At 70.9% G+C, this 21072-nt stretch carries 23 protein-coding genes; 6 read left to right on the top strand and 17 right to left on the bottom strand.

Annotated elements, in window-relative coordinates; genetic code table 11:
* Nucleotides 1–114 precede the first annotated feature (114 nt).
* Nucleotides 115–465 carry a hypothetical protein gene (locus tag VFH59_RS00790; RefSeq protein ID WP_325162980.1) on the bottom strand — a complete coding sequence of 117 codons (351 nt, stop codon included), beginning with the start codon at nucleotides 463–465 and terminating at the stop codon, nucleotides 115–117.
* A gap of 298 nt (nucleotides 466–763) precedes the next feature.
* Between VFH59_RS00790 and VFH59_RS00785 the strand changes: the two genes are divergently transcribed.
* From VFH59_RS00785 to VFH59_RS00760, 6 genes are read left to right on the top strand one after another with little or no spacing between them, the layout of a single operon-like run.
* The gene (locus tag VFH59_RS00785; protein WP_325162979.1) at nucleotides 764–1471 is read left to right on the top strand and encodes an MtnX-like HAD-IB family phosphatase; all 708 of its coding nucleotides are present in this window, start codon (nucleotides 764–766) and stop codon (nucleotides 1469–1471) included.
* A gap of 15 nt (nucleotides 1472–1486) precedes the next feature.
* On the top strand, nucleotides 1487–2890 hold the full coding sequence (locus VFH59_RS00780; RefSeq protein ID WP_325162978.1) for an aspartate aminotransferase family protein: 1404 nt from the start codon (nucleotides 1487–1489) through the stop codon (nucleotides 2888–2890).
* Nucleotides 2891–2922: 32 nt separating this feature from the next.
* Entirely contained in the window at nucleotides 2923–3207 is a 285-nt protein-coding gene (locus VFH59_RS00775) for an acyl carrier protein (protein WP_325162977.1), read from the top strand.
* Nucleotides 3204–4430, top strand: coding sequence for a beta-ketoacyl-[acyl-carrier-protein] synthase family protein (locus VFH59_RS00770; RefSeq protein ID WP_325162976.1), 1227 nt, complete (start codon nucleotides 3204–3206; stop codon nucleotides 4428–4430). Before VFH59_RS00775 ends, VFH59_RS00770 begins: the two co-directional genes overlap by 4 nt.
* Nucleotides 4431–4442: 12 nt before the next feature.
* Entirely contained in the window at nucleotides 4443–5504 is a 1062-nt protein-coding gene (locus VFH59_RS00765; protein WP_325162975.1) for a GNAT family N-acetyltransferase, read from the top strand.
* Nucleotides 5501–6406, top strand: a complete 906-nt coding sequence (locus VFH59_RS00760) for an arginase family protein (protein ID WP_325162974.1) — start codon at nucleotides 5501–5503, stop codon at nucleotides 6404–6406. Before VFH59_RS00765 ends, VFH59_RS00760 begins: the two co-directional genes overlap by 4 nt.
* Here the strand turns inward: VFH59_RS00760 and VFH59_RS00755 are convergent.
* The 16 genes from VFH59_RS00755 to VFH59_RS00680 form a co-directional block, all read right to left on the bottom strand.
* Entirely contained in the window at nucleotides 6399–7607 is a 1209-nt protein-coding gene (locus VFH59_RS00755; protein ID WP_325162973.1) for a DegT/DnrJ/EryC1/StrS family aminotransferase, read from the bottom strand. The genes VFH59_RS00760 and VFH59_RS00755 overlap by 8 nt on opposite strands.
* Before the next feature lie 2 nt (nucleotides 7608–7609).
* Nucleotides 7610–8026: a DMT family transporter gene (locus tag VFH59_RS00750; RefSeq protein WP_325162972.1), complete on the bottom strand. Its 417-nt coding sequence runs from the start codon at nucleotides 8024–8026 to the stop codon at nucleotides 7610–7612.
* A complete protein-coding gene (locus tag VFH59_RS00745; RefSeq protein WP_325162971.1) occupies nucleotides 8023–8382 on the bottom strand; it encodes an EamA family transporter in 360 nt (119 codons plus the stop codon). Before VFH59_RS00745 ends, VFH59_RS00750 begins: the two co-directional genes overlap by 4 nt.
* Nucleotides 8379–9215 carry an alpha/beta hydrolase gene (locus VFH59_RS00740; RefSeq protein ID WP_325162970.1) on the bottom strand — a complete coding sequence of 279 codons (837 nt, stop codon included), beginning with the start codon at nucleotides 9213–9215 and terminating at the stop codon, nucleotides 8379–8381. The genes VFH59_RS00745 and VFH59_RS00740 overlap by 4 nt, the downstream gene beginning before the upstream one ends.
* A 47-nt stretch (nucleotides 9216–9262) precedes the next feature.
* Complete coding sequence (locus VFH59_RS00735) at nucleotides 9263–10186, bottom strand: HlyD family secretion protein (RefSeq protein ID WP_325162969.1); 924 nt, start codon at nucleotides 10184–10186, stop codon at nucleotides 9263–9265.
* Entirely contained in the window at nucleotides 10183–10920 is a 738-nt protein-coding gene (locus VFH59_RS00730; protein ID WP_325162968.1) for an ABC transporter ATP-binding protein, read from the bottom strand. The genes VFH59_RS00735 and VFH59_RS00730 overlap by 4 nt, the downstream gene beginning before the upstream one ends.
* A complete protein-coding gene (locus VFH59_RS00725; RefSeq protein ID WP_325162967.1) occupies nucleotides 10917–12050 on the bottom strand; it encodes an ABC transporter permease in 1134 nt (377 codons plus the stop codon). The genes VFH59_RS00730 and VFH59_RS00725 overlap by 4 nt, the downstream gene beginning before the upstream one ends.
* Complete coding sequence (locus VFH59_RS00720; protein WP_325162966.1) at nucleotides 12050–13477, bottom strand: efflux transporter outer membrane subunit; 1428 nt, start codon at nucleotides 13475–13477, stop codon at nucleotides 12050–12052. Before VFH59_RS00720 ends, VFH59_RS00725 begins: the two co-directional genes overlap by 1 nt.
* Nucleotides 13474–14889, bottom strand: a complete 1416-nt coding sequence (locus VFH59_RS00715) for a sensor histidine kinase (RefSeq protein ID WP_325162965.1) — start codon at nucleotides 14887–14889, stop codon at nucleotides 13474–13476. Before VFH59_RS00715 ends, VFH59_RS00720 begins: the two co-directional genes overlap by 4 nt.
* Nucleotides 14882–15556: a response regulator gene (locus VFH59_RS00710; protein WP_325162964.1), complete on the bottom strand. Its 675-nt coding sequence runs from the start codon at nucleotides 15554–15556 to the stop codon at nucleotides 14882–14884. Before VFH59_RS00710 ends, VFH59_RS00715 begins: the two co-directional genes overlap by 8 nt.
* A gap of 257 nt (nucleotides 15557–15813) precedes the next feature.
* Nucleotides 15814–16428 (bottom strand): phosphatase PAP2 family protein, encoded by a 615-nt coding sequence (locus VFH59_RS00705; protein ID WP_414655838.1) that lies wholly within the window; start codon nucleotides 16426–16428, stop codon nucleotides 15814–15816.
* Nucleotides 16429–16502: 74 nt separating this feature from the next.
* Complete coding sequence (locus tag VFH59_RS00700) at nucleotides 16503–17420, bottom strand: PIG-L deacetylase family protein (protein ID WP_325162963.1); 918 nt, start codon at nucleotides 17418–17420, stop codon at nucleotides 16503–16505.
* Nucleotides 17420–19123 (bottom strand): glycosyltransferase family 39 protein, encoded by a 1704-nt coding sequence (locus VFH59_RS00695; RefSeq protein ID WP_325162962.1) that lies wholly within the window; start codon nucleotides 19121–19123, stop codon nucleotides 17420–17422. The genes VFH59_RS00700 and VFH59_RS00695 overlap by 1 nt, the downstream gene beginning before the upstream one ends.
* 129 nt (nucleotides 19124–19252) lie before the next feature.
* Nucleotides 19253–20002 carry an MBL fold metallo-hydrolase gene (locus VFH59_RS00690; protein ID WP_325162961.1) on the bottom strand — a complete coding sequence of 250 codons (750 nt, stop codon included), beginning with the start codon at nucleotides 20000–20002 and terminating at the stop codon, nucleotides 19253–19255.
* A gap of 23 nt (nucleotides 20003–20025) precedes the next feature.
* On the bottom strand, nucleotides 20026–20805 hold the full coding sequence (locus VFH59_RS00685) for a sulfite exporter TauE/SafE family protein (protein ID WP_325162960.1): 780 nt from the start codon (nucleotides 20803–20805) through the stop codon (nucleotides 20026–20028).
* 42 nt (nucleotides 20806–20847) lie between these two features.
* On the bottom strand, nucleotides 20848–21072 hold a 225-nt coding region (locus tag VFH59_RS00680), incomplete at its 5' end, for a beta-lactamase hydrolase domain-containing protein (protein ID WP_325162959.1).

The following is a 21072-nucleotide window of genomic DNA, read 5'->3' as shown; positions in this document are numbered from 1 at the left end:
TTCCTTTTTTCTTATTCGCCCAAAGAATCGCGTGCTCGGCCCCCTGCCTTCATGAAACCGAGCACCTAGGACCATCCATGTCGCGGATGGGACAAGGCGTCGGATGCGCTAGGGCTACGCGGTTGACTGGTACCAACCGGCCCCGGCCCGGTGACCTTCAAGCTGTGCGCGGCGAGCTATGCCGGGCGCCCTGGTAACGCCACTAATGCGAGCACCGTGCTTCCATCGCTTCAGCGACGCCTCGCCCAGTCGCTGGCCGTCCGCTTCGAGGAAACGGGCATGCACGTCCAGCCCCGGCACGAACCGCAGGCTGCCGCGGTCCTCCGGGAACACGCGCAGGTGCACCATGCCGGCCGGAGCGTCCTGCCACTGCGGCGCGCCGCCCTGCAGCGTCCATGCGCCCTCCGCGGGCGAGATGGCCGCCACCAGCCGGAAGTCACCGGCGTCACGCTGCGCGCAAGGCAAGGGAGTGCCGCCAGCAACATCCACCCCAACCACCTCATGGTTGTTTCCCGCGAAGAGACTGGAAAGGCCTTTTACGGGCGACCACGTCCGTCGCGGGTGAAAGCACACGGGGCTGTTCGACCAGCAAGCGAAGGCGACCACAATAGTCAGATGTGCGCTCGCTACTTCGGCGCGGAGGGAACGCAGCGGCACGCAAAAGCAGGGCCCGCAAGGTGCTTTCCCACCCTGCGGCCAGGGAAAGGAAGGGGAAAGATCGCCCCGCTAGCGTCACTCCCAGCCTGACTACCCGTGCGACTCGATGAGCGCGACCGGCTGGACCATTCTTTGTGATTTCGACGGTACCGTTTCCGTCGAGGACGTCATCGATTCCCTTCTCGACCGCTTCGGCCGCCCGGGCTGGGAGCAGCTCGAGCGCGACTGGCGGGCCGGGCGCATCGGCTCGGGCGCCTGCATGCGTGGCCAGGTGGCGCTGCTGGACATGAGCCGCGGGGAGCTGGATGCACACCTGGAGGAGCTGTCCATCGACCACGGCTTCGCCCGCTTCGTGGCAATCGCCCGCGAGCGCGGGCTTCCGCTGCGGATCGTCAGCGACGGCCTGGACTACGCGATCGGGCAGCTTCTTCGCCGCCAGGGCCTGGACGGGCTGCCGGTCGCGGCCAACCGGCTTTTCCCGGCCACGCCACCGCAGCGCTGGCAGCTGGAGTCGCCTTTCGGTGCGCCGGGCTGCGCGAGCGGCACCTGCAAGTGCGCCTGCGCCGAGGCGGCCTCCGCCGGTGGCACGCGCAAGGTCCTGCTGATCGGCGATGGCGCCTCGGATTTCTGCGTAGCCGACCGCGTGGACTTCGTCTTCGCCAAGCACCGGCTGATCGAGCACTGCCGCGCCGCCGGCATTCCGTACGCCCCCATCACCGGCTTCGACGAGGCCCTCGCCCTGCTGCCCGCGCTGCTCGACGGCAGCCTCGCCGAGCCGCCCGCCCTGCCCGCGCCCTCTCCCCTGCCTGCCTGACCTTCCGGAACCCCGATGACCGCTTTCGACAAGCTCGCCTCCCTGGTGATCGACGACGCGCAACTGCTGGCCGACGAGGCGCGCTACAGCTCCTTCGGCGACACGGTCCATTACGTCGACCCGCCCAAGATCTTCCGCCGCTGCGAAGGCAGCTACATGTACGACAGCGCCGAGGTGCCGTTCCTCGACCTGCAGATGTGGTACTCGGCGGTCAACTTCGGCTACGCCAACCCGCGCCTCAACGGCGTGCTCAAGCAGCAGATCGACCTGCTGCCGCAGGTGGCCAGCCAGTACCTGCACCAGACGCGCATCGAGCTGGCCAAGGCGATCGCGCTGGACGTGGAAGGCAAGTTCGGGCGCCGGGGCCGCGTGCACTTCAACGTGGGTGGTGCGCAGGCGATCGAGGATTCGCTCAAGATCGTGCGCAACGCCAGCAACGGCAAGAGCCTGATGTTCGCCTTCGAGGGCGGCTACCACGGCCGCACGCTGGGCGCCTCCTCGATCACCTCCAGCTACCGCTACCGCCGCCGCTTCGGCCACTTCGGCGAGCGCGCGATGTTCATCCCGTTCCCCTACCCGTTCCGCCGGCCCCGGGGCATGACCGCGGACGAATATTCGGACGCCTGCGTGCGCCAGTTCGCGCGGCTGTTCGAGACCGAGTACAACGGCGTGTGGGATCCGAAGGTCAACCAGGCCGAGTACGCGGCCTTCTACGTCGAACCGATCCAGGGCACCGGCGGTTACGTGATCCCGCCGATGAACTTCTTCCGCGACCTCAAGAAGGTGCTGGACCAGTACGGCATCCTGCTGGTGGTCGACGAGATCCAGATGGGTTTCTGGCGCACCGGCAAGCTGTGGTCGATCGAGCATTTCGGCGTGACGCCGGACGTGCTGGTGTTCGGCAAGGCGCTGACCAACGGCCTCAACCCGCTCTCGGGCCTGTGGGCGCGCGAGGAGCTGATCAACCCGACCGTGTTCCCGCCGGGCTCCACCCATTCGACCTTCAACTCCAACCCGCTCGGCACCTCGCTGGGCCTGGAGGTGCTCCGGATGGGCTATGAACTCGACTACGAGACCACCGTGCCGGCCAAGGGCGCGCACTTCCTCGACGGCCTGCGCGAGCTGCAGAAGCGGCACAAGGAGATCGGCGACGTCGACGGCCTCGGCCTGGCGCTGCGCGCGGAGATATGCACCGAGGACGGCTTCACCCCGAACAAGGCCCTGCTCGACCGCATGGTCGACATCGGCCTGGCCGGCGACCTGCGCCACGACGGCAAGCCGATCGGCCTCGTCCTGGACGTGGGCGGCTGGTACAAGAACGTGATCACGCTCGCCCCGTCGCTGGACATCACCCATGCCGAGATCGACCTGGCCATCGCCCTGCTCGACCAGCTCCTGACCCGCGCCAAGCGGGCCTGACCGCCACCACCGCTTTCCAAACGGAGGCCGCCATGAACAGCCCTCTTTCCGACGAAACCATCCGCCAGCAGGTGTACGACATCATCGCCAAGGAGGCACACGTCGAAGCGCCCGCGCTCCGCCCGGATGCGACCTTGAAGGATCTCGGTGTCGGTTCGCTCGAGGCGATCGAACTGATCTTCGACCTCGAGGAGCACTTCGACATCACCTTCCCCGAATCGCAGGCGAGCTTCGATACCGACACCGTGCAGAACCTGCTGGACGCGATCCGGTCGGCGTTGGACGAAAAGTCCGGCGGTGCCGAGGCGGCCGCGTGAACGGATCGGTGCGGCGCGTCGCCATCACCGGCATGGGCGCGGTCAGCGCCTTCGGCGAAGGGGCGCACGTGTTGTGGCAAGGGTTGCGTTCCGGTGCCAGCGCGATCCGTCCGTTGCGTCACGAGCGTGCCGCGGACGTCCGCGTCCGGGTCGCGGCGCAGGTGCCGGAGTCTTTTGACCCGACAGCGCATTTCGACGAGCGTACCCTGCCGCTGCTCGACCGGACGGCCCAGTTCGCGCTGCTGGCCGCGCGCGAGGCGGTGGCGCAGTCGGGTATGGCGTGGGACAGCGACGCGGCGAAGCGGCGGGCGGCCGTGGTGATCGGTACCGGCGTCGGTGGCGAGAACACGCAGAACGAGCAGGCGCGCCGCCTGTATGCGGACAACGCCACCCGGCTGAACCCGCTGACGATCGTGCGCGTGATGCCCAACGCGCCGGCGAGCCAGGTCAGCATCGCCTACGGGTTGCGCGGGCCGGCGTTCGGCGTCGTCAGCGCCTGTGCCTCCTCCAACCATGCGATCGCGCAGGCGGCCCTGCTGATCCGCGCGGGACTGGCGGACGTGGCGATCGCGGGCGGCACCGAGGCCTGCTTCACCTACGGTGCCTTGCGCGCGTGGGAGGCCATGCGCGTGCTTGCGGACGACACCTGCCGCCCGTTCAGCGCGAACCGGCGCGGGCTGGTGCTGGGCGAAGGCGCCGGGGTGTTCGTGCTGGAGGCGATGGAGCATGCGCAGGCACGCGGCGCGGTGCTCCTGGCCGAACTGGCCGGGCTGGGCATGAGCGCGGATGCCGGCGACATCGTGGCGCCCGACCCTGCCGGGGCCGCCGCCGCGATGGCGCAGGCGCTGGACGATGCCGGACTCGCTCCCGGGGACGTCGATTACGTCAATGCGCACGGCACCGGCACGCTGGCCAACGATCCCGGCGAGACCCGCGCGATCCGCCAGGTGTTCGGGCCGCATGCGGACCGGCTGGCGGTGTCCTCGACCAAGTCCATGCACGGGCACGCGCTGGGCGCCTCCGGTGCGCTCGAACTGGTCGGCGTGCTCGGCGCCCTGCGCGAAGGCGTGGTCCCGCCGACCGCCAATTTCACCACGCCCGACCCGGCCTGCGACCTGGACTACGTGCCCAACACTGCACGGGAAATGCCGGTGCGCGCGGCACTCAGCAATTCGTTCGCCTTCGGTGGCCTCAACGCGGTACTGGCGCTCAAGCGGGCCTGAGGCGCGGTTCCCATGCCGTACTCCACCGCCCTGGAGCCTGATGCGCTGGTCGGCCACTTCCTGGCGCATCCGCCACGCGGCTTCTCGGTAGGCTGCACGGCGTCGGGCCTGCCCTCGTTCCTGGCCCCGTTCGACCTGCTGACCACCGCGGACGACGCCTTGCGCCGGCGGGTCTGCCACCTGCCCTTCTATGCCCGGTGGGGACGCCTGTTGCGCTGGCGCACGCGCTTCGTCGGCTGCACCGTCAGCGAGTATGCGCCGCTGCCGGCGCAGGCCTCGCCCGAGGCCCTCGCGCGCGAGCTGCTCGACGCCTACGGCCGCGAGCGCGCCCTGCTGATCGTCAAGGACCTGCCGCAGGACTCGCCCTTGCTCGAGCCCGCCGCCAACGCCCAGGCCGACGCGTTCGCCACGGCGCTGGCGGCCCGCGGCTTCGTGCTGCTGGAGGGCATGCCGCTGGCCTGGGTGCCGATCGACTTCGCATCCACCGACGACTACCTCGCACGGCTCCCGGCCGCGCGCCGCAAGGACATCCGCCGCAAGCTGCGCGCCCGCGCGAATCTCGATGTCGAGGCGCTGCCCACCGGCGCGCCCTGCTTCGCGGACGCGGAGGTGATCGCGCAGTACTACGCGCTGTACCTCAACGTGCACGCGCAGAGCACGATCCATTTCGACCTGCTCGAACAGGCGTTCTTCGCCCGCCTGCTGCAGGACGCAGCCAGCGGCGGCCTGGTGTTCGCCTACCGCCATGGCGGGCGGCTGATCGGCTGGAACCTCTGCTACGTCCATGCCGGCAAGCTGGTGGACAAGTTCGTCGGCTTCGCCTATCCCGACGCGCGCGAACACAACCTCTACGCGGTCAGCTGGATGCACAACCTCGACTACGCACGCACGCACGGGCTCAGCCACTACGTGGCGGGCTGGACCGATCCGCAGGTCAAGGCCTACCTGGGCGCGCAGCTCAGCCTCACCCGGCATGCGGTGTACCTGCGCAACCCGCTGCTGCGCGCTCTGTTCCGCCGCCTGGCAAGGCACTTCCAGGGCGAGGCGACCAGCCCCGCGGAAGCGCGCGCATGAACCGTCCGCTCGTGCTCGACATCGACCAGTCGGTCGGGCCGCTCGCGGAGCGGCTGGTGATTCCCCTTTCGCACTGGCAGGAGTCGCTGCGGTTCGGCTGCTCGCTGGGCACGCTGGCGCGGTTCCGGCGTGGCCTGGACGAGGCATGGCCCACCGGGACCGCCACTGCCATGCTCGGCAGCGGCGACTTCCACCACCTGAGCTGGCCGCTCATCGAACGCGTGCCTGCAAGCGGCCCGTTCCAGGTGGTGGTGCTGGACAACCATCCGGACAACATGCGCTTCCCCTTCGGCGTGCACTGCGGTTCCTGGGTGCGGCGCGTGGCCGGGCTGCCGCAGGTCGAGCACGTGCACGTGGTCGGCATCAGTTCGCGCGACATCGGTATCGCCCACGCGTGGGAAAACTACCTGGCGCCGTTGCGCCGGGGCCGGCTGAGCTACTGGAGCGTCGGCGTGGACGTCTCCTGGGCGGCACGGATCGGCCTGGCCGGCGCCTTCCACGGCTTCGATTCGGTGGCTGCCCTGGTCGAGGCCTTCGGCAACCTGCAACGCGCGCAGCCGCGGCCGACCTACCTGTCGATCGACAAGGACGTGTTCGCGCCCGAGGTGGCCAGGACGAACTGGGACCAGGGGCAGCTGCAACTGGACGACGCGCTGGCCATCATCGCCAGCCTGCGCGGCGGGCTGGTGGGCAGCGACATCACCGGCGAGATCTCCGCCTACCGCTACCGCAGCTGGTGGAAGCGCCGGCTGTCCGCGCTGGACGACCAGCCGGCGGTGGACGGGCGCGAGCTCGGACGCTGGCAGGCGCAACAGCACGCACTCAACGAGCGGCTGCTGGATGCCATCGCCCGGCGCATCGAGCCCGACCCGCCGGGCGACGCGAAGGCGGAACTCAGCTGACCGCGCGCTCGATCACCGTGGCAATGCGCTCGAATGTCGCCGCGTCCAGCCAGGGACTGTTGCCTATCGTCAGCGTCCGCTGCGCGAACGCGCGTGCGTTCGGCACCGGCGCCGGCGGCACGCGATCGGCGAGGTAGGCGTAGTCGGGCAACGCATGGATGAACAGCCGGCTGACCCCGAGACCACGGGTCCACAGCTGGGCCAGCACCCGGTCGCGGCAGCGTTCGTCCGGGAGCTGCAGCAGCAGGCAGGGCCAGCTGCCCTGCGTGTCCGGTGCGTCGTCGAAGACTTCCACGCCCGCAATGGCGCGCAGCCGCGCCAGCCGCGCCTTGGCCTGCCGCTCCAGCGTGGCGAGGAATCCGGGCAGGCGTCCGGCCGCGTTCGCGCCGACCGCTTGCCGCCAGCGGCCGACCCGGTGCAGCGGGATGCCCGCCGGGAAGGCATCCCCCACCGCGGCGACGGGATCGCCCCGGCGAAGCGCGCGGCGCAGCGGACGGCCGTAGGCGAACGCCAGCCCGCGCGGCCGGTACAGCGCGGCCAGCCCCAGCAGTTCGACACTCCGCCGGGCCTCCCAGGCGCGACGATGGGGGACCTGTTGCTCGGCCGCCTCGCGCAAGGCCTCCCGCAGCGATGCATCGCGCGACACCAGCAGCCCGCCCTCGAAGATCGACAAGCCCTTGCCGGCGGCGAGACTGAAGAAGCCCACGTCCCCACGCAGCCCGACGCTTGTCCCGCCGCTGCGGGCGCCGAGCGCCTGCGCGGCATCCTCGATCACGAAGGCTTCGGACCGTGCGGCGACCGCCAGGGCCGTGCCCACGTCAGCCACGCGCCCGGCCAGGTGGGTGGGCAGCACGGCCAGCGTGTCCTCGCCGCAGGCCGCGGCAAGCGCCTGCGGGTCCATGTCGAAGTGGCCCGGGCGCAGGTCGCACAGCCGCAGCTGCAAGCCGGCCTGATGCACGGCGATCGCCACCAGTGGACAGGTGTAGGCGGGCACCACCACCACCGACCGGCCTGGCTGGCGCGCGTGCAGCACGCGCAGCGCGAGCAGCAGCGCCGCGGTGCCCGAGCAGGTCAACTGCAGCGGGGGCGTCTGCAACTGCCCAGCGAGGATGGCCGCGAGGTCGGCGCGGCTCGGCCGCAGGTCCGCCAGCCGCAGCGGCAGCCCGGCGGTCGGCGGCAGTTCGCGCGGCAGGCCACGCATGCTCAACCCGTGCGTGGCAGCGGCCGCTCGTCGAGGACGTCGACCTCGGTGACCCGTGCCTCGGCCAGGCCCAGGCACACGATGCCCGCCACGATGGCGCAGGCGCCGACGACGCGCGGGATCGTCAGCGGCTCGTGGAACAGCCACACCGACAGCAGCATCACGCTGACCACTTCCAGGTGCGAGGCCGCGAACGCCGGGCCGAGCGGCGCGTGTCTGAGCAGGCTCATCCAGGTGAAGAAGGCCCCGAGGTAGCCCACCAGCGCGCCGTAAATCCAAGGTCCGTCGAGCAGCCGCGCCACCCAGGCCAGGTTGGCCGCCACCGGCAGCGCGTGCGCGCCGGCCAGCTTGAAGGAGAGCTGCGAGAGCGTGTCGAACGCCATCAGCAGCAGGAACCCGGGCAGGTAGGCGCGCCTCATGCGCCGGCCCCCACGATCGCCACGCCCAGGCTGACCAGCGCAATGCCCAGCAGGCGCAGCCGGGTGAGTTTCTCGGCGAAGAACCAGCGGCCGGCGAGCATGATCGCGACGATGTTGATCGAGCCGAGCAGTACGCCCTCGGACAGCGGCAGCAGCGACAGGAAGGCGACCCAGACCAGGAACTCGAGCACGTAACAGCCGACCCCGAGCCACAGCCACGGCCGCGTCGCCATCCGGCGCCAGCGTGCCAGCCCTTCCCCCGCCTGCGGGTCGGCCGCCGCCGCCTTGAAGGCAAGCTGGCCGGTGCTGTCCAGCACGATGTTCGCCATCCACAGGGCCAGCACGAGCGGGGTCATGCCGACACGGGCTCGGCGTGGCGCTGCTCGGCCACGGCACGGAAGAATCGGGCGGACCGCTCGATCAGCGTGCGCCGCTGCTTGTCGATGGTGATCATGTGGTAGCTGTCCTCCAGCAGCAGCAGCTCGGACGGCGCGCTCACCCCACGCAACACCAGCTCGGCGTTGCGCACGCTCGCCACGTCGTCGTCGCTGGCGTGCGCCACCAGGCAGGGCGAGGTGACCTGGTGCAGCTGCCGGCGCACGCGCTGCGACAGCAGGTACAGGTCGGCCAGCGAGTGCCAGGGATTGCCGAGCAGGCCGGCGATGGTGCTGTCGCCGCTGCGCATGGCGGCACTGACCTGTTCGCGCAGGCGTTCGTCGCGCAGGCCGTAGGGGGGCTGCTCGAGGAAGACCCGGTCGCGGCCGAGCCCCATCTTCTTGGCGAACGGCAGCAGGAAGGACAGCCGCGCCAGCCACGGAATGCTCCAGCCGTCGTAGCGGAAGGTCGCGCCGTAGACGCCCACGCCGGCGACCTGGCCGGGCCGGTCGGCGGCGAGCTTGAGCGCCAGCAGCGCACCCATCGACAGGCCGCCGACGAACAGGTGGTCGACCTTGCCGCGCAGCGCGTCGGCCGCCGCCTGCACGCTCGCGTACCAGTCGCGCCAGCCGGTGGCCAGCAGGTCCTCGGTATCGCCGCAATGGCCGGCAAGCTGCATGCCGTGCACGGTGAAGCCGGCGCCGTTGAGTCCCTTGCCGAGCAGGCGCATCTCCATCGGCGTGCCGGTCAGGCCGTGGATCAGCAGGACGCCGAGTGGGCCGCCCTCCAGGTAGAAGTCGGTCTTGCGGATCACGTCGCCTGCTCGGGAAAGTCCAGGGAAGAGCCTTGCACGGGCCCGTTTCAGCGGGCTTTCGCGGCCGCCGGCGCCGGCGCGCCGAAGCGCACCATCACCCGCTGGCCCACGCGCAGTGGCGTCGGCACGTCGAAGGCCAGCACGCATTCCACCGTGCGCGAATTGATCCGCTGCTGCGGGTCGTCCTCGAGCGCGGATGGGCCGACCAGCTGCCCGACACGCAGCACGTGCGCACGCCAGGGGCCGCCCTGCGGGTCGCCGTCGGCGGTGACCTGCGCGGCCATGCCGGGCTTGACCGCATCCATGTAGGCCTCGCTCAGGTCGGCCCGCACCAGGCGCGGCACATGCGGCAACAGCACGAAGAGCGGACCGGACTGGGCGGTCGCCAGCATGCCCGGCTGCGCGGCGACGTGGATCACGTCGGCGTCCAGCGGCGCACGCAGCGTGTGCTGCTCCAGCTCGAAACGCGCCGAGGCCAGTTTCTGCCCGGCGACGCTCACGGCCGCGTGCGCGGCCTGCTGTTGCGCGGCCAGCTCGTCCGCGGCCGCCCTGGCGTCGTCCGCGCTCTGCCCGTCGCCGGCGCCGGCGCGGGCTGCGGCCGCCAGGCGCCGGGCGCGCAGCCGTGCGGCAGCGAGCCGGGCGCCGATCAGCGAGACCTGCGCACGCGCCTGGTCCTGCTCCGCCTGCGCCGTGGCGACGGCGAGCCGCGCGGGCTGGGCGTCCAGCGCGGCCAGCACCTGGCCCCGGCGCACCGATTGCCCTTCGTGCACGTCGACCTCGGCCAGCCGGCCTTCGCGCGGCATGCCCAGGTTGAGCAGGCCGCCCTCGACGTCGATGCGCCCTCGCGCGACGGCGGCATAGGCGGGCGTCGGTGCCGCGGGGGATGGATCGTCGTGCTGGGTACAGGCCGCCAGCAGCAGGCAGGCCGGCAGCGCCAGGGCGCACAGCCGCCGGTGGTTCCAGCCGGTCATGGTCCGACTCCGTGCAGGGCGTGCGGCGGCGACAGGCGTCGGTCGCTGAGGATGCGGCCGTCTTCCATGGCCAGCACGCGGTCGGCGTGGCCGATCAGGCGGGGGTCGTGGCTGACGCACAGCACGGTGGTGCCGTGGTCGTGCGCGATGCGGTGGAGGATGTCGATGATCATTTGTCCGTTGCTGGCATCGAGCGCGCTGGTCGGCTCGTCGGCGAACAGCAGCTGCGGCTGCTTGGCCAGGGCGCGGGCGATCGCCACGCGTTGCTTTTCCCCGCCGGATAGCTCCGCAGGCTTGAGTTTCATGCGATGCGACAAGCCCACCTCCTCCAGCGAGCGTTCCGCCTGCTCACGCGCCTGCCGGCGGGAGAGGCCCAGGTAGTCCAGCGGCAGTTCGACCTGCTCGAGCGCGGTAAGTGCCGGGAAAAGGTTGAATCCCTGGAACACGAAGCCGGTGTGTTGCAGGCGGAAGTGTTCCAGCGCAGCACCGTCCAGGCCGCTCAGCTCGGTGCCGAGCGCGAAGACGCGCCCGGCATCGACCGGCTGCAGGCCGCTCAGGATCGCCAGCAGGGTGCTCTTGCCGCAGCCGGAGGGGCCCGAGATCAGGGTCAGTTCGCCCGCATGGATCGACAGCGACAGGCCGTCGAGCACCTGGGTGCGCGTGGCACCGGAGGCGAAGGCCTTGGCAATCGCCTCGGCGCGCAACGCAGGAAGAGTGGCGGTGGGCGCGTTCATCGCAGCAGGCTCGCCGGATCGGTGCGGCGCAGGCTGCGGATCGCGGCCAGTCCAGAGACCGCCGCGAGGCCGAGGGCGAGCACGACGCAGGCCAGCGTGACCGGCAGGTTCAGCACTACCGGCACGTCCTGCTCCCGCGCCAGCGCGAGCAGCGCGGCGCCGAGCACGGTCGCCCCGGCGAGGCCGAGCGCCCCCACCCAGAGCGCCTGCTCCAGCACCACCCAGCGCAGCGCGCCCACGCCTACGCCCAGCGCGTTGAGCGTGGCGTATTCCCGCATCGAACCGGCCACCGCCGCGACCAGCGTCTGGCTGGTGATGACGGCGCCGACCAGGAACACGATGCCGGCCAGGAACAGCACCCCTGCCCCGGCGCCGGTGTCGAACATCCAGTACAGCACCGAGCGCCGGGCGAACGCCTGCGCGGTCCACACCTGGTAGGGCCCGAAGGCGCCGTCGCCGCGCAGCCGCCGGGCCACCGCACCGGCCTGCGCCGGATCGCGCAGCCCGGCGACCAGGTAGGTGGGCTGGCCGTTGTCGCCCGGGTCGGTATCCAGTTCCCGCGCGGTCGCCAGCGAGCTGAGCACGTTGACGCCACCGAGCGCGCGCAAGCCGCTGCTCACCCCGACCACCCGCACGGTATGCCCGTTGATCGCGGCGGTACCGCCGATCGCCACGCCGAGCTTGTCGATGTCGGCGCGGTCGACGATCACCGCGTCCGGTTCGTAGAGCCGCGCGCGCAAGGTCGGCGACAGCGCACGCGCGAACAGCAGCCCGTCCGGGCGCGGGTCGATGCCGGAGACGAACACCGATTCGCCGCCGGTGTCGGTCGCGCCGCGCCAGTCCGCGTCCAGCCAGATGAACGGTTCCACCCGGGTGACGGCCGGATCCATCAGCAGCCGGGCCTGGATGTTCGGATCGATCGCGCGCCCCAGGTTGACGCTCTGCGTGCCCGGATAGCCGACCCACAGGTCGCCGTTCGAGCCGGTGATGTACACGCTGGCGCTGCCGAAGATGCCGAGCACGAGCGCGGCCTGCAGCAACTGCAGCAGGCCGGCGAAGCCGACCGCGAGCATCGCCGGCAGGAAGCGCCGCCACTCGTGCAACAGGGTCTTGCGGGCCAGGGCGACCATCAGTCGCGGTGCTCCGGTCGGGCGGCCAGTTCCGTGGCCGGCGGCGGTGCGCCGCCCAGGGCCTTGAACAGCGCGACGAACGCCAGGTCACGCCGGGCCCGGGCCTGGATCGATGCCTGCGCGGCCTGCCCGCGGGCGATCCGGCTTTCCTCGCGGTCGAGCGGACTGGCGAGCTTGAGGTCCACCCGCCTGGCCACGACCGCATCGGCGTGCGTGAGGGCGGCCAGGGCGTCGGCGCACCTGCGCTCGTCGTCGGTGCGTGCCTGCAGTCCGCCCAGCGCCGTTTCCGTCGCGGCGACCGCCTGCAACACCGATTGGCGATAGGCCAGCACACTGGCCTGGAGCTCGTGTCGCCTGGCGTGGTCCTGGGCGGCACGCATGCCCCAGTCGAACAGCGGGATGTCGATGATCGGGCCGGTGGAAAACAGGGCGTTGTCGTTGGTCCGGCGGTGCGTCTGGAGGTTGGTCGACCACACCAGCGAGCCGCCCAGCGCGAGGCTGGGGAAACGGTTGGCGTGGGCCAGGCCCGCTTCCCCGGCCGCGCGCAACACTTCGGCTTCCGCGCGCAGGATGTCCGGGCGCGCGCGCAACAGGTCGGCCGGGACCGCGCCGGCGCGCCAGTCACCGAGCGAGGGCAGCGGGTGGGGCTGGAGCCAGTCCGTGTCGGGTTCGGGGCGCCCGAGCAGCACGGCCAGTTGCTGCGCGCTTGCATCCACCGCTTCGCCCGGCTCGACCAGCGCCGACTCGGCCTGGTCGAGCGCCGCCCTCGCCCGCTCCACCTCGTCCAGCCCCGCCAGCTTCAGGCGCTGGCGGACCTGCAGCAGGGCGTACTCCTGCCTGCGTGCATCGCGGATCGTGCGCAACACGCCCAGCTGTTGCTGCGCCGCGCGCAGGTCGATCCAGTCGCGCACCACCTCGCCCACCAGCGAGAGGCGCGCGGCGCGCAGGTCCGCATCGGCGGTGGCGACATCGGCGCGCGCCAGGCGCTGCGTGGCCTGGCCCCGACCGAACAGGTTCAGCTCCCAGCTCGCGTCGAACCCCGCGACGAAGAAGGAAGCGCTGGCGTCCGGGTCGATGGCGTCGATCGTGGTGGCACGCAACTGCGGGCGGAAGCGTGCCTCGCTTGCCTTGTGCATGGCGCGGGCGGCGCGGACATGCTCGAGCGCCTGCGCGACATCCAGGTTGCCCGCCAGGGCCTGGTCGACCAGGGCATCCAGCTGCCGGTCCCCGAACGCGTGCCACCAATGGTGCAGATCGGTCGGCACCGCGGCGCCCGACCCGACGGTCGAGTGTCGCCAGTGGTCGGGCAACGGTGGCTGCAACGGCGGCACCTTGACGGCGGCGCAGCCCGCCACAGCGGTGGCCAGCACGGCGTGCGCCAGCCAGCGCAGGCCCCTCGTCCGGCCATGCGGGAGGCATCGTGTCATGGGTGGAAGGCTCCCCGGGGAGTGGTGGCCGGAAACAGGATCGCCACGCACAGGCCATGCGGCGTGGCGCGTTGATAGCTCACCCGCGCCCCGTGGCGCTCGGCGATGCGCTGGACGATCGCCAGGCCCAGCCCGGTGCCCTCCTGCGCGGTTCCAGGTACCCGGAAGAAGCGCTCCCCCAGGCGCGGGAGCAGTTCGTCGGGCACGCCGGGGCCATCGTCTTCGACGTGCAGTCGTACGCCCCCCGGGGTGGCGGTGAGGCCTACCGTGAGGTTCCTGCCGCGCCCGGCATAGCGCAGTCCGTTGTCGATCAGGTTGTCGAGCATCTCGTGCAGCGCGCCAGCATCGCCCATCACGAACAGCGGCACATGCTCGCCCTGGAAGCCGAGGTCCACGCCCGCGGCCAGGGCATCGCGAAGGCGCAGGCCGATGACCTCGGGCACCAGGCGGGCCATGTCCACCACCGCCCACGCCGTGGGCGCGCCCAGCGGCGACTGGGCACGCGTGAGTGCCAGCAGCTGGGCCGACGTGCGCGCCGTGCGCAGCGTGAGCTGGCGGATGTGGCCAAGCGCCTCCTTCACGGCCTGCGGCGTGCCTTCGGCCAGGGCGCTCTCCACGTTCAGGCTGAGCCCGGCCAGCGGGGTGCGCAGCTGGTGCGCGGCATCGGCGATGAAGCGCTCCTGCACTTCGAGGACGCATCGCAGCCGGGCGAACAGGCCATCGATCGTCCGCGTCAGCGGCAGGATCTCGCGTGGCACGTCGGTCTCGCCGATCGGCGTGATCTCGTGTTCGCGGGCGGCCAGGCGCGCGGTGAGCGGATTGAGCACGCGCAGGCCGTAATCCACGCCGAACCACACCAGCGACAACACCCCGAGGATCAACAGCGTCTGCAGCGGCACGGCCATCAGGAGGATCTCGCGCGCACGGCGGTGCCGGTCGCTGAGCGTCTCGGCCACGCTGACGGTCAGCGTGTCCGACGGGTCGGCACCCGGATGGAGGCTCACCACGGCCGCGCGCAGCGGACGCGTCCCCAGCGCGGTGTCGAACAGCAGGGGCGCGCCGCCCGCCGCGGGTGCCGGCGGCTGACGGTACCGCGCGTTGTCCGCGAGCATGCCGCGGCGCCGGCTGCGCACGCTGAAATAGGCGCGGCCGTCCGGGTCGTATTCGAGCAGGAAGCGGGCCTGCCGCGTGAGCCCGTCCTCCAGGTGGCCGGTGCGCAACATCTGCGCGAGCGCCAGCGCATCGTCGCCTAGGTCGCGGTCATGAACGCGGTTGGAGTAGGCCAGCGCCACGCCGTAGGTCAGCATGGCATCGAGCACCAGCAGCAGCCCGACGGGAATCAGCAGGAAGGCGAGCAGGCGCCGGCGCAGGCTGGGTTGCCACCGGGCGGCGGCCAGCGCCTGCTCAGTCACAAGCCTCCTCCTCCAGCATGTAGCCCAGCCCGCGGATCGTGCGCACGCCGGTGCCACAACCGCGCAGCTTGCGGCGCAGCCGGTGGATGGCGATATCCAGCCCGTTGTCGGTGAGGTCCTGGTCCCAGCTGCACAGGGAATCGACGAGCTGGGCGCGGCTGGTCAGTCGGCCGACGCGCACGGCCAGCGCGGCCAGCACGCCGAATTCGCGGGCGGTCAGCTCCAGTGCTTCCTCGTCGATCCAGGCGCGATGCCCCGGCAGGTCCACGCGCAACCGCCCTACCCGCAGCTCCGGCGTGCCCTTGCTGGTCATCCGCCGCAACAGCGCACGTACCCGGGCGTTGAACTCGTCGAGCGCGAACGGCTTGATCAGGTAATCGTCCGCACCGAGGTCGAGCACACGCACGCGTTCGCGCAGTCCTTCCCGCGCGGTGATGACCAGCACCGGCATTTCGCCGCCTCGCCCGCGCAGTCGCTGGAGCACATCGGCGCCGTCCATCCTCGGCAAGCCCAGGTCCAGCACCAGCATGTCGTAGGGGGCGTCGTGCAGGGCCGAGTCGGCGCGTGTCCCGTCATCGACGGTATCGACGGCATGGCCACCGTGGCGCAGCGCTGCCGCCACGCCTGCAGCGATGGCCACGTCGTCTTCCGCAATGAGGATGCGCATGGTCGTTTCCGGAAAAGCAATCAGGCCACATGACCCGATTCTCAGGGGGACTGCCTTCCACCACGGTTCCATCGAATGACGCGCGCTTACGTTCCCAATCGTGAGCGGCGGCGTCTTCAAATGTCCTTACGACGCCGTTGGTTTTCCGTTCGGCGCACTCGCTTTCACGCGGGTGCGCTCGCGAGGATCTTCCGCGCCGTTGCTTAGCCTGGACTTACACCCGGCAGCGCCATGCGCCGGGTCTTGCGTGCCGCGGCTCAAGGCTTGAAATGGTGGACGTAGCCCACGCTGAAGCCGCCGGGCAGCCAGCCGACGATCAGCGGGGAGTCGCGGTGCGACGCCCAGATGCCGATGCCGGTGCCGATGGCGGCACCGACCAGCACGTCGCTTTGCCAGTGCCCGTGGACCTTCACGCGGGCGACCGCATCGTAGGCTGGCAGCAGCGCCAGTGCGTAGACGGCCGGATGGTCGTCGCCATACCGGACCATGAAAGGCGTCACCGCCGCGGAGATCGCCGCGACCTCGCCGCTGGGAAAGCTCTGCCCGTGCTTGAAGAAGCGGTTGGGATCGTTCGTCTGCGAGGGGCGCTCGCGACCGAAGGCGTACTTGAGCGCCTGCGTCCCGACGCCGCTCACCACCATGGCGTCGACCGAGCGCCAGAAGGTATCGCCCAGCTCGTCGTGGTCCCCGAAGGCGAGCGCGCCCGCTCCCACCGTGATGATGGTGCCGTAGATGAGCGCCTTCTGGTTGCTGCGCTTCCAGATGCCGCTGTTGTCGTAGTGCAGGCGGTGGTCGATACCCAGGGGACCTCCGCTCGCGAGGGAGGTCCCGACGGGCGCAAGAGCAAGCACGAGCATCAGGAAAAAGCGCATCGCCGAATGCCTTCAGGCTGGAATGCCCCGGAGCGTAGGAACCCGCTCTTTCGGCTTCCTTTCGGGAGCCCCCATCAAAGCTCCTGCCAGCCCCAGTGGTCGAAAATCCAGGGCCCCGGCAGCTTCGAATGCAGCTTCACGAAGCAGGGTCGGGCGACGGGCAGCCGCAGGCCCAGGCACCCGCCCTCCCCGTGCGCGATGGGCGCGTCCCGCCACCGCCATTCTTCCGCACCGTTCGGGGTGGCCAGCAGCAGCCGCAGGGTGGACGCCAGCGGCCGGCGGATGCGCCAGGGCAAGTCGCCGCTGCCGCCGGACGCCGGATAGACGCAGAAGCGTTCTTCTCGCCGCACGTAGCGGAGCAGGCGCCTGCCACTCAGGGCCATCTGGGTCCGATGGCAGCGGATGGCCACTTCCTTGTTGACCTGCAGGCCGGCCATCGGGGGCCACGCAACCCAGCATGTGCCAGGACGTGGACGGCCATGGATGAGGTAGCCGAGCAGATGGTGCGGCTGCCCCCAGCGCGCGAGCGCCAGGCGCACGAGCACATGGCCTGCCCCGTGGTCCGGATGGCGGTCCGCCAGGTCCGGCACGATGACCAGGCCGGGCCGGAAGCCGGCCAGCTCGGCCTCCAGGGTCGCCAGCATGGTCGGCGCGTCGGACCTCAACGCGTCGGTCATGCCCAGGTCGGGCCATCCGAGCGACCTCCAGTCCTGCTCGGCCAGCCCGAGCGCCGCGAGCGCGAGCGACAGCTCCTGCCGTCGGCGCGCCGCCCAGCGTGCCCGCTCCCGCGGCCCGACGCGCAGGCGTCGTTCGAGCCAGCGCTGCGGCCAGGGATTGTTGTCGCCGCCGGTCAACACCAGCACGCGAACGCTGCCACCGGCACGGCGCACCCGCTGGATGAGCTGGCCGGTGGCGATCGTCTCGTCGTCCGGATGCGGCGCGATCACGAGCAGGCGGGTCTGCCGGTCGATCGGCGGGAGCTGCGACGGCATCAAGCCGGCTTCCCGGATGGCAGCCTCGGTCTCCAGCCACATGCCCATGCCTTGCTCCAGATCAGGAAGAGATCGCGTCCCGTCGGCACCACCAGCCAGTGCGGGCCGGCGCCGAGCATCCATCGGGAGGCCGGAACGCCGCCGTCCACGCTTCCCTGGCGCGGATGCACGCCGTCGCTCAGCGCGTAGACGCCCGGAAGCCGGATGGTGATCCGATGCCTGGTTCCACTGGCCGGCAGCCACATGCCCGCCATGTAGACGCCCGCGGTCCCGGGCAGATAGTTGCGTGCGGCAAAGGCCTGGTCCGGCAGGGGCAGGCGCTCGGGAATGAGCACCTTGGTGTCGTGCGCCACCAGAGCCGCCGCGATCCGGTCGGGGGCGAGACCATGCTCGAGGCGCCGCAGCTCCAGACTCTCCAGCACCGGGTAATACGGGCGTGGGCGGAAGATGGCGCCGCTCTTGGCGTCCATCACCGAGTCCGAAGGCGCCGTGCAGCGGAGCACCACGGCCAGGCGCGAGCGCTCGCCCGCGAGCGCGTCCCGCCAGGGCGGCGCGTGATGCAGGAGCCACCCGAACTCCAGTCCCGCCAGCAGCACGACCCATGCGGATGAACTCTGCGCGCCCAGCCACCCCATGGACGGCCGAGCTGCCGCTCCCACCAGGACCAGCGTCGCGGTCGGGATGACCGGCAGGAAGTCCTGGGGCGTGGACAAGGGCCAGGCCACCCAGATCAGCAGCATGTACAGCAAGGCCTGCAGGCCAAGGAAGGCGCGCCAGCGCGATGCCTCCTCGGCCACGCGATCCCGCCGCAGCCGGACGATTGCCGCGCCCACGATGGACGCCGCCACCAGCGCGTAGGTGACCTGGCGCCACAGGTGGCTGGGACCACCGGTGGGCTCCAGCCCGTAGGCCACCATGTCATAGTACGCCGGACCGAGATCATGCCGGCCGGCCAGCCAGGCCATCATCGCCAACGGAACCACCAGGCCGCCGGCGATCGCGGCCAGCGCAGGTCCGCGCCTGCCCGCCGGCGCCACTGGCCGGGCAACACCCGCAGCCACCCCGGCGACGAGCGCCGTCGCGAGCAGCGGCAGGGTCTTCTGCGAAACCGCCAGCGCCGCGCCGATGCACAGGCCCGCGACGAACCCGCGCCGGACGGACCGGTGCGCTCCCACCACCAGGGCCAGTGCCGCAAGCCAGAGCGCGGTCCACATGTCATCGGTGCGGAACTCGCCCATCTTCACGAAGAAGATCTGCATCAGCGCGGCGAGCAGCACCCCGGCAGCCGCGACGCGGGCCGTGTAGAGCCGTCGCGCCATCACCCAACTGGACCACAGCGCGAGGGCATACCAGGGAATCACCGCCAGCCGCAGCCACCACAGGATGTCCGCCCGCGGTCCCAGCCAGCGCATGTAATGCGCATACAGCAGGCCGAACAGGGGGCCGTGGTTGTCGAACGCATCGCGATACGGAGTGCCACCGATTGCGAGATTCCACGCGACATGCGCGTGCTGGGGCTCGTCCGAGTTGACCGGATAGGCGCCCAGCCACAGCACGCGCAGGGCGATCAGGAGGGCGAATCCGGCCCACCAGGGAAGCCAGGCCGCAGGTCGTGCGTGTGGGTGCATGCGGCGAACATAGAGTCGATGGTTTTCGCCTGGCTTTCCGCTCCGGTCGCCTTCGTGCGGCGCCACCGAGGCCATCAACTCATCCGGCAGGCCCGGCTGCGGACCTCGGTCGCATCGATCGTCAACTCATCCGTCCGGCGGTCGACTTGATGTGCTGGTATGCCATGCGACTTTGCGCGAGCGTGGCCACTACCACCACCTCGCTCAACCCTGTGGGCTTTGCGCCATCGGCCCGCAGTATTCGCGCAAATCCTCCGGTACGTCGTCCGGACACACGCCGCACTGCCGGTTGCCCGGCACGGCGTAGTCGATGAACTTCGGATACGGCAGATTCAGCCCGGCCATGATCGCCCTGAATTCCTCCAGCGTGCGATCGCCTCCCAGGCGCGGGTTGCGCCCCTGTTCCTGGGCGACCGAGGAGACGCGGCGGCCCTGGTAGTCATGGGCCGGGTAGACCAGCGTCTCGCCCGGCAGTGTGAACAGCTTTTCGCGCACGCTGCGGTAGAGCGCATCGGCATCGCCGTTCTGGAAATCGGTGCGGCCGCAGCCATCGATCAGCAGTGCGTCGCCGGTGAACACGCGGTCGTCCTGGCGGTAGGCAAAATGGCCGTCCGTATGGCCGGGCGTGTGCAGCGGGTGTAACTGGACGCTGCCCACCTCGAACGGGCGGCCCTCCTCCAGCCCGAGGTCGGCGCACGGCAGGCGGTCGGGCGCCGGCGCGGCGATGCGGCTGCCGGCGCGCTGCTTGAGTTCGCGCGCCGCGGTGATGTGGTCGGCGTGAATGTGGGTGTCCACGCTCCAGGCCAGCGTGAGCCCGAGGCGGTGCACCTCGCCCAGGTCGCGCTCGATCATCGTGATGACCGGGTCGATCAGCACCGCCTGGCCGGTGCGCTCGCAGCCGAGCAGGTAGGTGTAGGTACTGGATAGCGGTTCGAACAACTGACGGAACAGCATGGCTTCTCTCGCCTCCCCTGCGCTCAACCGCGCAGCGACTCGTAGAGCATGAACAGCGCCACCACGACGATGACGCCCGCGAACACCAGGTTGAGGGCGCCGCGTGTGCGGGCCAACCGCCGCGCGCCCAGCGCGCCCAGCCACCCGCCGACCACGCCGCCGCCGATGAACTCCACCGCTACGCGCCAGTCGACCAAGCCCGAGGCGGCATAGTTGATGGTGGTCGTGAGACCGAACGCACCGACCGAGAACAGCGACGTACCGATGGCGTGGATGATCTCCATGCCGCTGGCGAACATCAGCCCCGGCACGATCAGGAACCCGCCGCCGATGCCGAAGAAGCCCGCCAGGCCACCCGCCCCCAACCCGACCGCACCCAGCCGTGGCCACATGTGCGGCAGCGGGTAGCGGTCCGCGCCGCCCCGGCCACGTCCGCGCACCATCAGCGCGGCGACCACCAGCATGAGCAGTGCGAACAGCACCAGCAGGTGCCTGCCGTTGATCGCCTTGCCCAGGCTCGAGCCCAGGAACGCGCCGACCACACCGCTGGCCGCGAACACGAAGGCCACCTTCCAGCGCACGTTGCCGGCGCGCGCATGCGGCACGAGGTTGGCGAACGCGTTGGCGGCCACCGCCAGCGCACTGGTGCCGATCGCCACGTGTGGATCGCGCACGCCGACGACGTAAAGCAGCAGCGGCGTGGCGAGAATGGAACCACCGCCGCCGATCAGTGCCAGCGAGAAGCCCACGGCCGAACCGCACAACACGGCCAGCAGCCCGCCCGCCTCGGGCATCAGGACCATGCCGGCGTCCGGCGGTGGCGCCAGCGGCACGTGATCATCAGCTCAGGCATGCTGCCGCATCCCCCGCAACCGCGGGGCGATCGCGGCCAGGTCATAACCCGCGTCAGCGGCGATCCGCAGCAGCACGTCCGGTTCGGTCGCCGGGGCCGCCTGCAGCGCCCAGAGCGAGGTTGAACGGGTGCCGGTGCGGCAGAAGGCAAGCACCGGCGCGGGCAGCTCTTCGAGTGCCCGAGTCATGGCCTCGATGACCGCCGGTCCGTACTGGCC

Source organism: Frateuria sp. (genome assembly GCF_035695185.1).
Classification (GTDB): domain Bacteria; phylum Pseudomonadota; class Gammaproteobacteria; order Xanthomonadales; family Rhodanobacteraceae; genus Frateuria_A.
The sequence above is the reverse complement of the archived record's forward strand: the minus strand, read 5'-3'. Positions and strand labels throughout refer to the sequence as shown.

Excerpts from the sequence above, each read along its gene's own strand:
- VFH59_RS00785 (WP_325162979.1), top strand. The coding sequence starts at position 764 with ATGAGCGCGACCGGCTGGACCATTCTTTGTGATTTCGACGGTACCGTT.
- VFH59_RS00780 (WP_325162978.1), top strand. The coding sequence starts at position 1,487 with ATGACCGCTTTCGACAAGCTCGCCTCCCTGGTGATCGACGACGCGCAA.
- VFH59_RS00775 (WP_325162977.1), top strand. The coding sequence starts at position 2,923 with ATGAACAGCCCTCTTTCCGACGAAACCATCCGCCAGCAGGTGTACGAC.
- VFH59_RS00765 (WP_325162975.1), top strand. The coding sequence starts at position 4,443 with ATGCCGTACTCCACCGCCCTGGAGCCTGATGCGCTGGTCGGCCACTTC.
- VFH59_RS00760 (WP_325162974.1), top strand. The coding sequence starts at position 5,501 with ATGAACCGTCCGCTCGTGCTCGACATCGACCAGTCGGTCGGGCCGCTC.
- VFH59_RS00755 (WP_325162973.1), bottom strand. The coding sequence starts at position 7,607 with ATGCGTGGCCTGCCGCGCGAACTGCCGCCGACCGCCGGGCTGCCGCTG.
- VFH59_RS00750 (WP_325162972.1), bottom strand. The coding sequence starts at position 8,026 with ATGAGGCGCGCCTACCTGCCCGGGTTCCTGCTGCTGATGGCGTTCGAC.
- VFH59_RS00745 (WP_325162971.1), bottom strand. The coding sequence starts at position 8,382 with ATGACCCCGCTCGTGCTGGCCCTGTGGATGGCGAACATCGTGCTGGAC.
- VFH59_RS00735 (WP_325162969.1), bottom strand. The coding sequence starts at position 10,186 with ATGACCGGCTGGAACCACCGGCGGCTGTGCGCCCTGGCGCTGCCGGCC.
- VFH59_RS00730 (WP_325162968.1), bottom strand. The coding sequence starts at position 10,920 with ATGAACGCGCCCACCGCCACTCTTCCTGCGTTGCGCGCCGAGGCGATT.
- VFH59_RS00725 (WP_325162967.1), bottom strand. The coding sequence starts at position 12,050 with ATGGTCGCCCTGGCCCGCAAGACCCTGTTGCACGAGTGGCGGCGCTTC.
- VFH59_RS00720 (WP_325162966.1), bottom strand. The coding sequence starts at position 13,477 with ATGACACGATGCCTCCCGCATGGCCGGACGAGGGGCCTGCGCTGGCTG.
- VFH59_RS00710 (WP_325162964.1), bottom strand. The coding sequence starts at position 15,556 with ATGCGCATCCTCATTGCGGAAGACGACGTGGCCATCGCTGCAGGCGTG.
- VFH59_RS00705 (WP_414655838.1), bottom strand. The coding sequence starts at position 16,428 with ATGCGCTTTTTCCTGATGCTCGTGCTTGCTCTTGCGCCCGTCGGGACC.
- VFH59_RS00700 (WP_325162963.1), bottom strand. The coding sequence starts at position 17,420 with ATGCCGTCGCAGCTCCCGCCGATCGACCGGCAGACCCGCCTGCTCGTG.
- VFH59_RS00695 (WP_325162962.1), bottom strand. The coding sequence starts at position 19,123 with ATGGCCTCGGTGGCGCCGCACGAAGGCGACCGGAGCGGAAAGCCAGGC.
- VFH59_RS00690 (WP_325162961.1), bottom strand. The coding sequence starts at position 20,002 with ATGCTGTTCCGTCAGTTGTTCGAACCGCTATCCAGTACCTACACCTAC.
- VFH59_RS00685 (WP_325162960.1), bottom strand. The coding sequence starts at position 20,805 with ATGGTCCTGATGCCCGAGGCGGGCGGGCTGCTGGCCGTGTTGTGCGGT.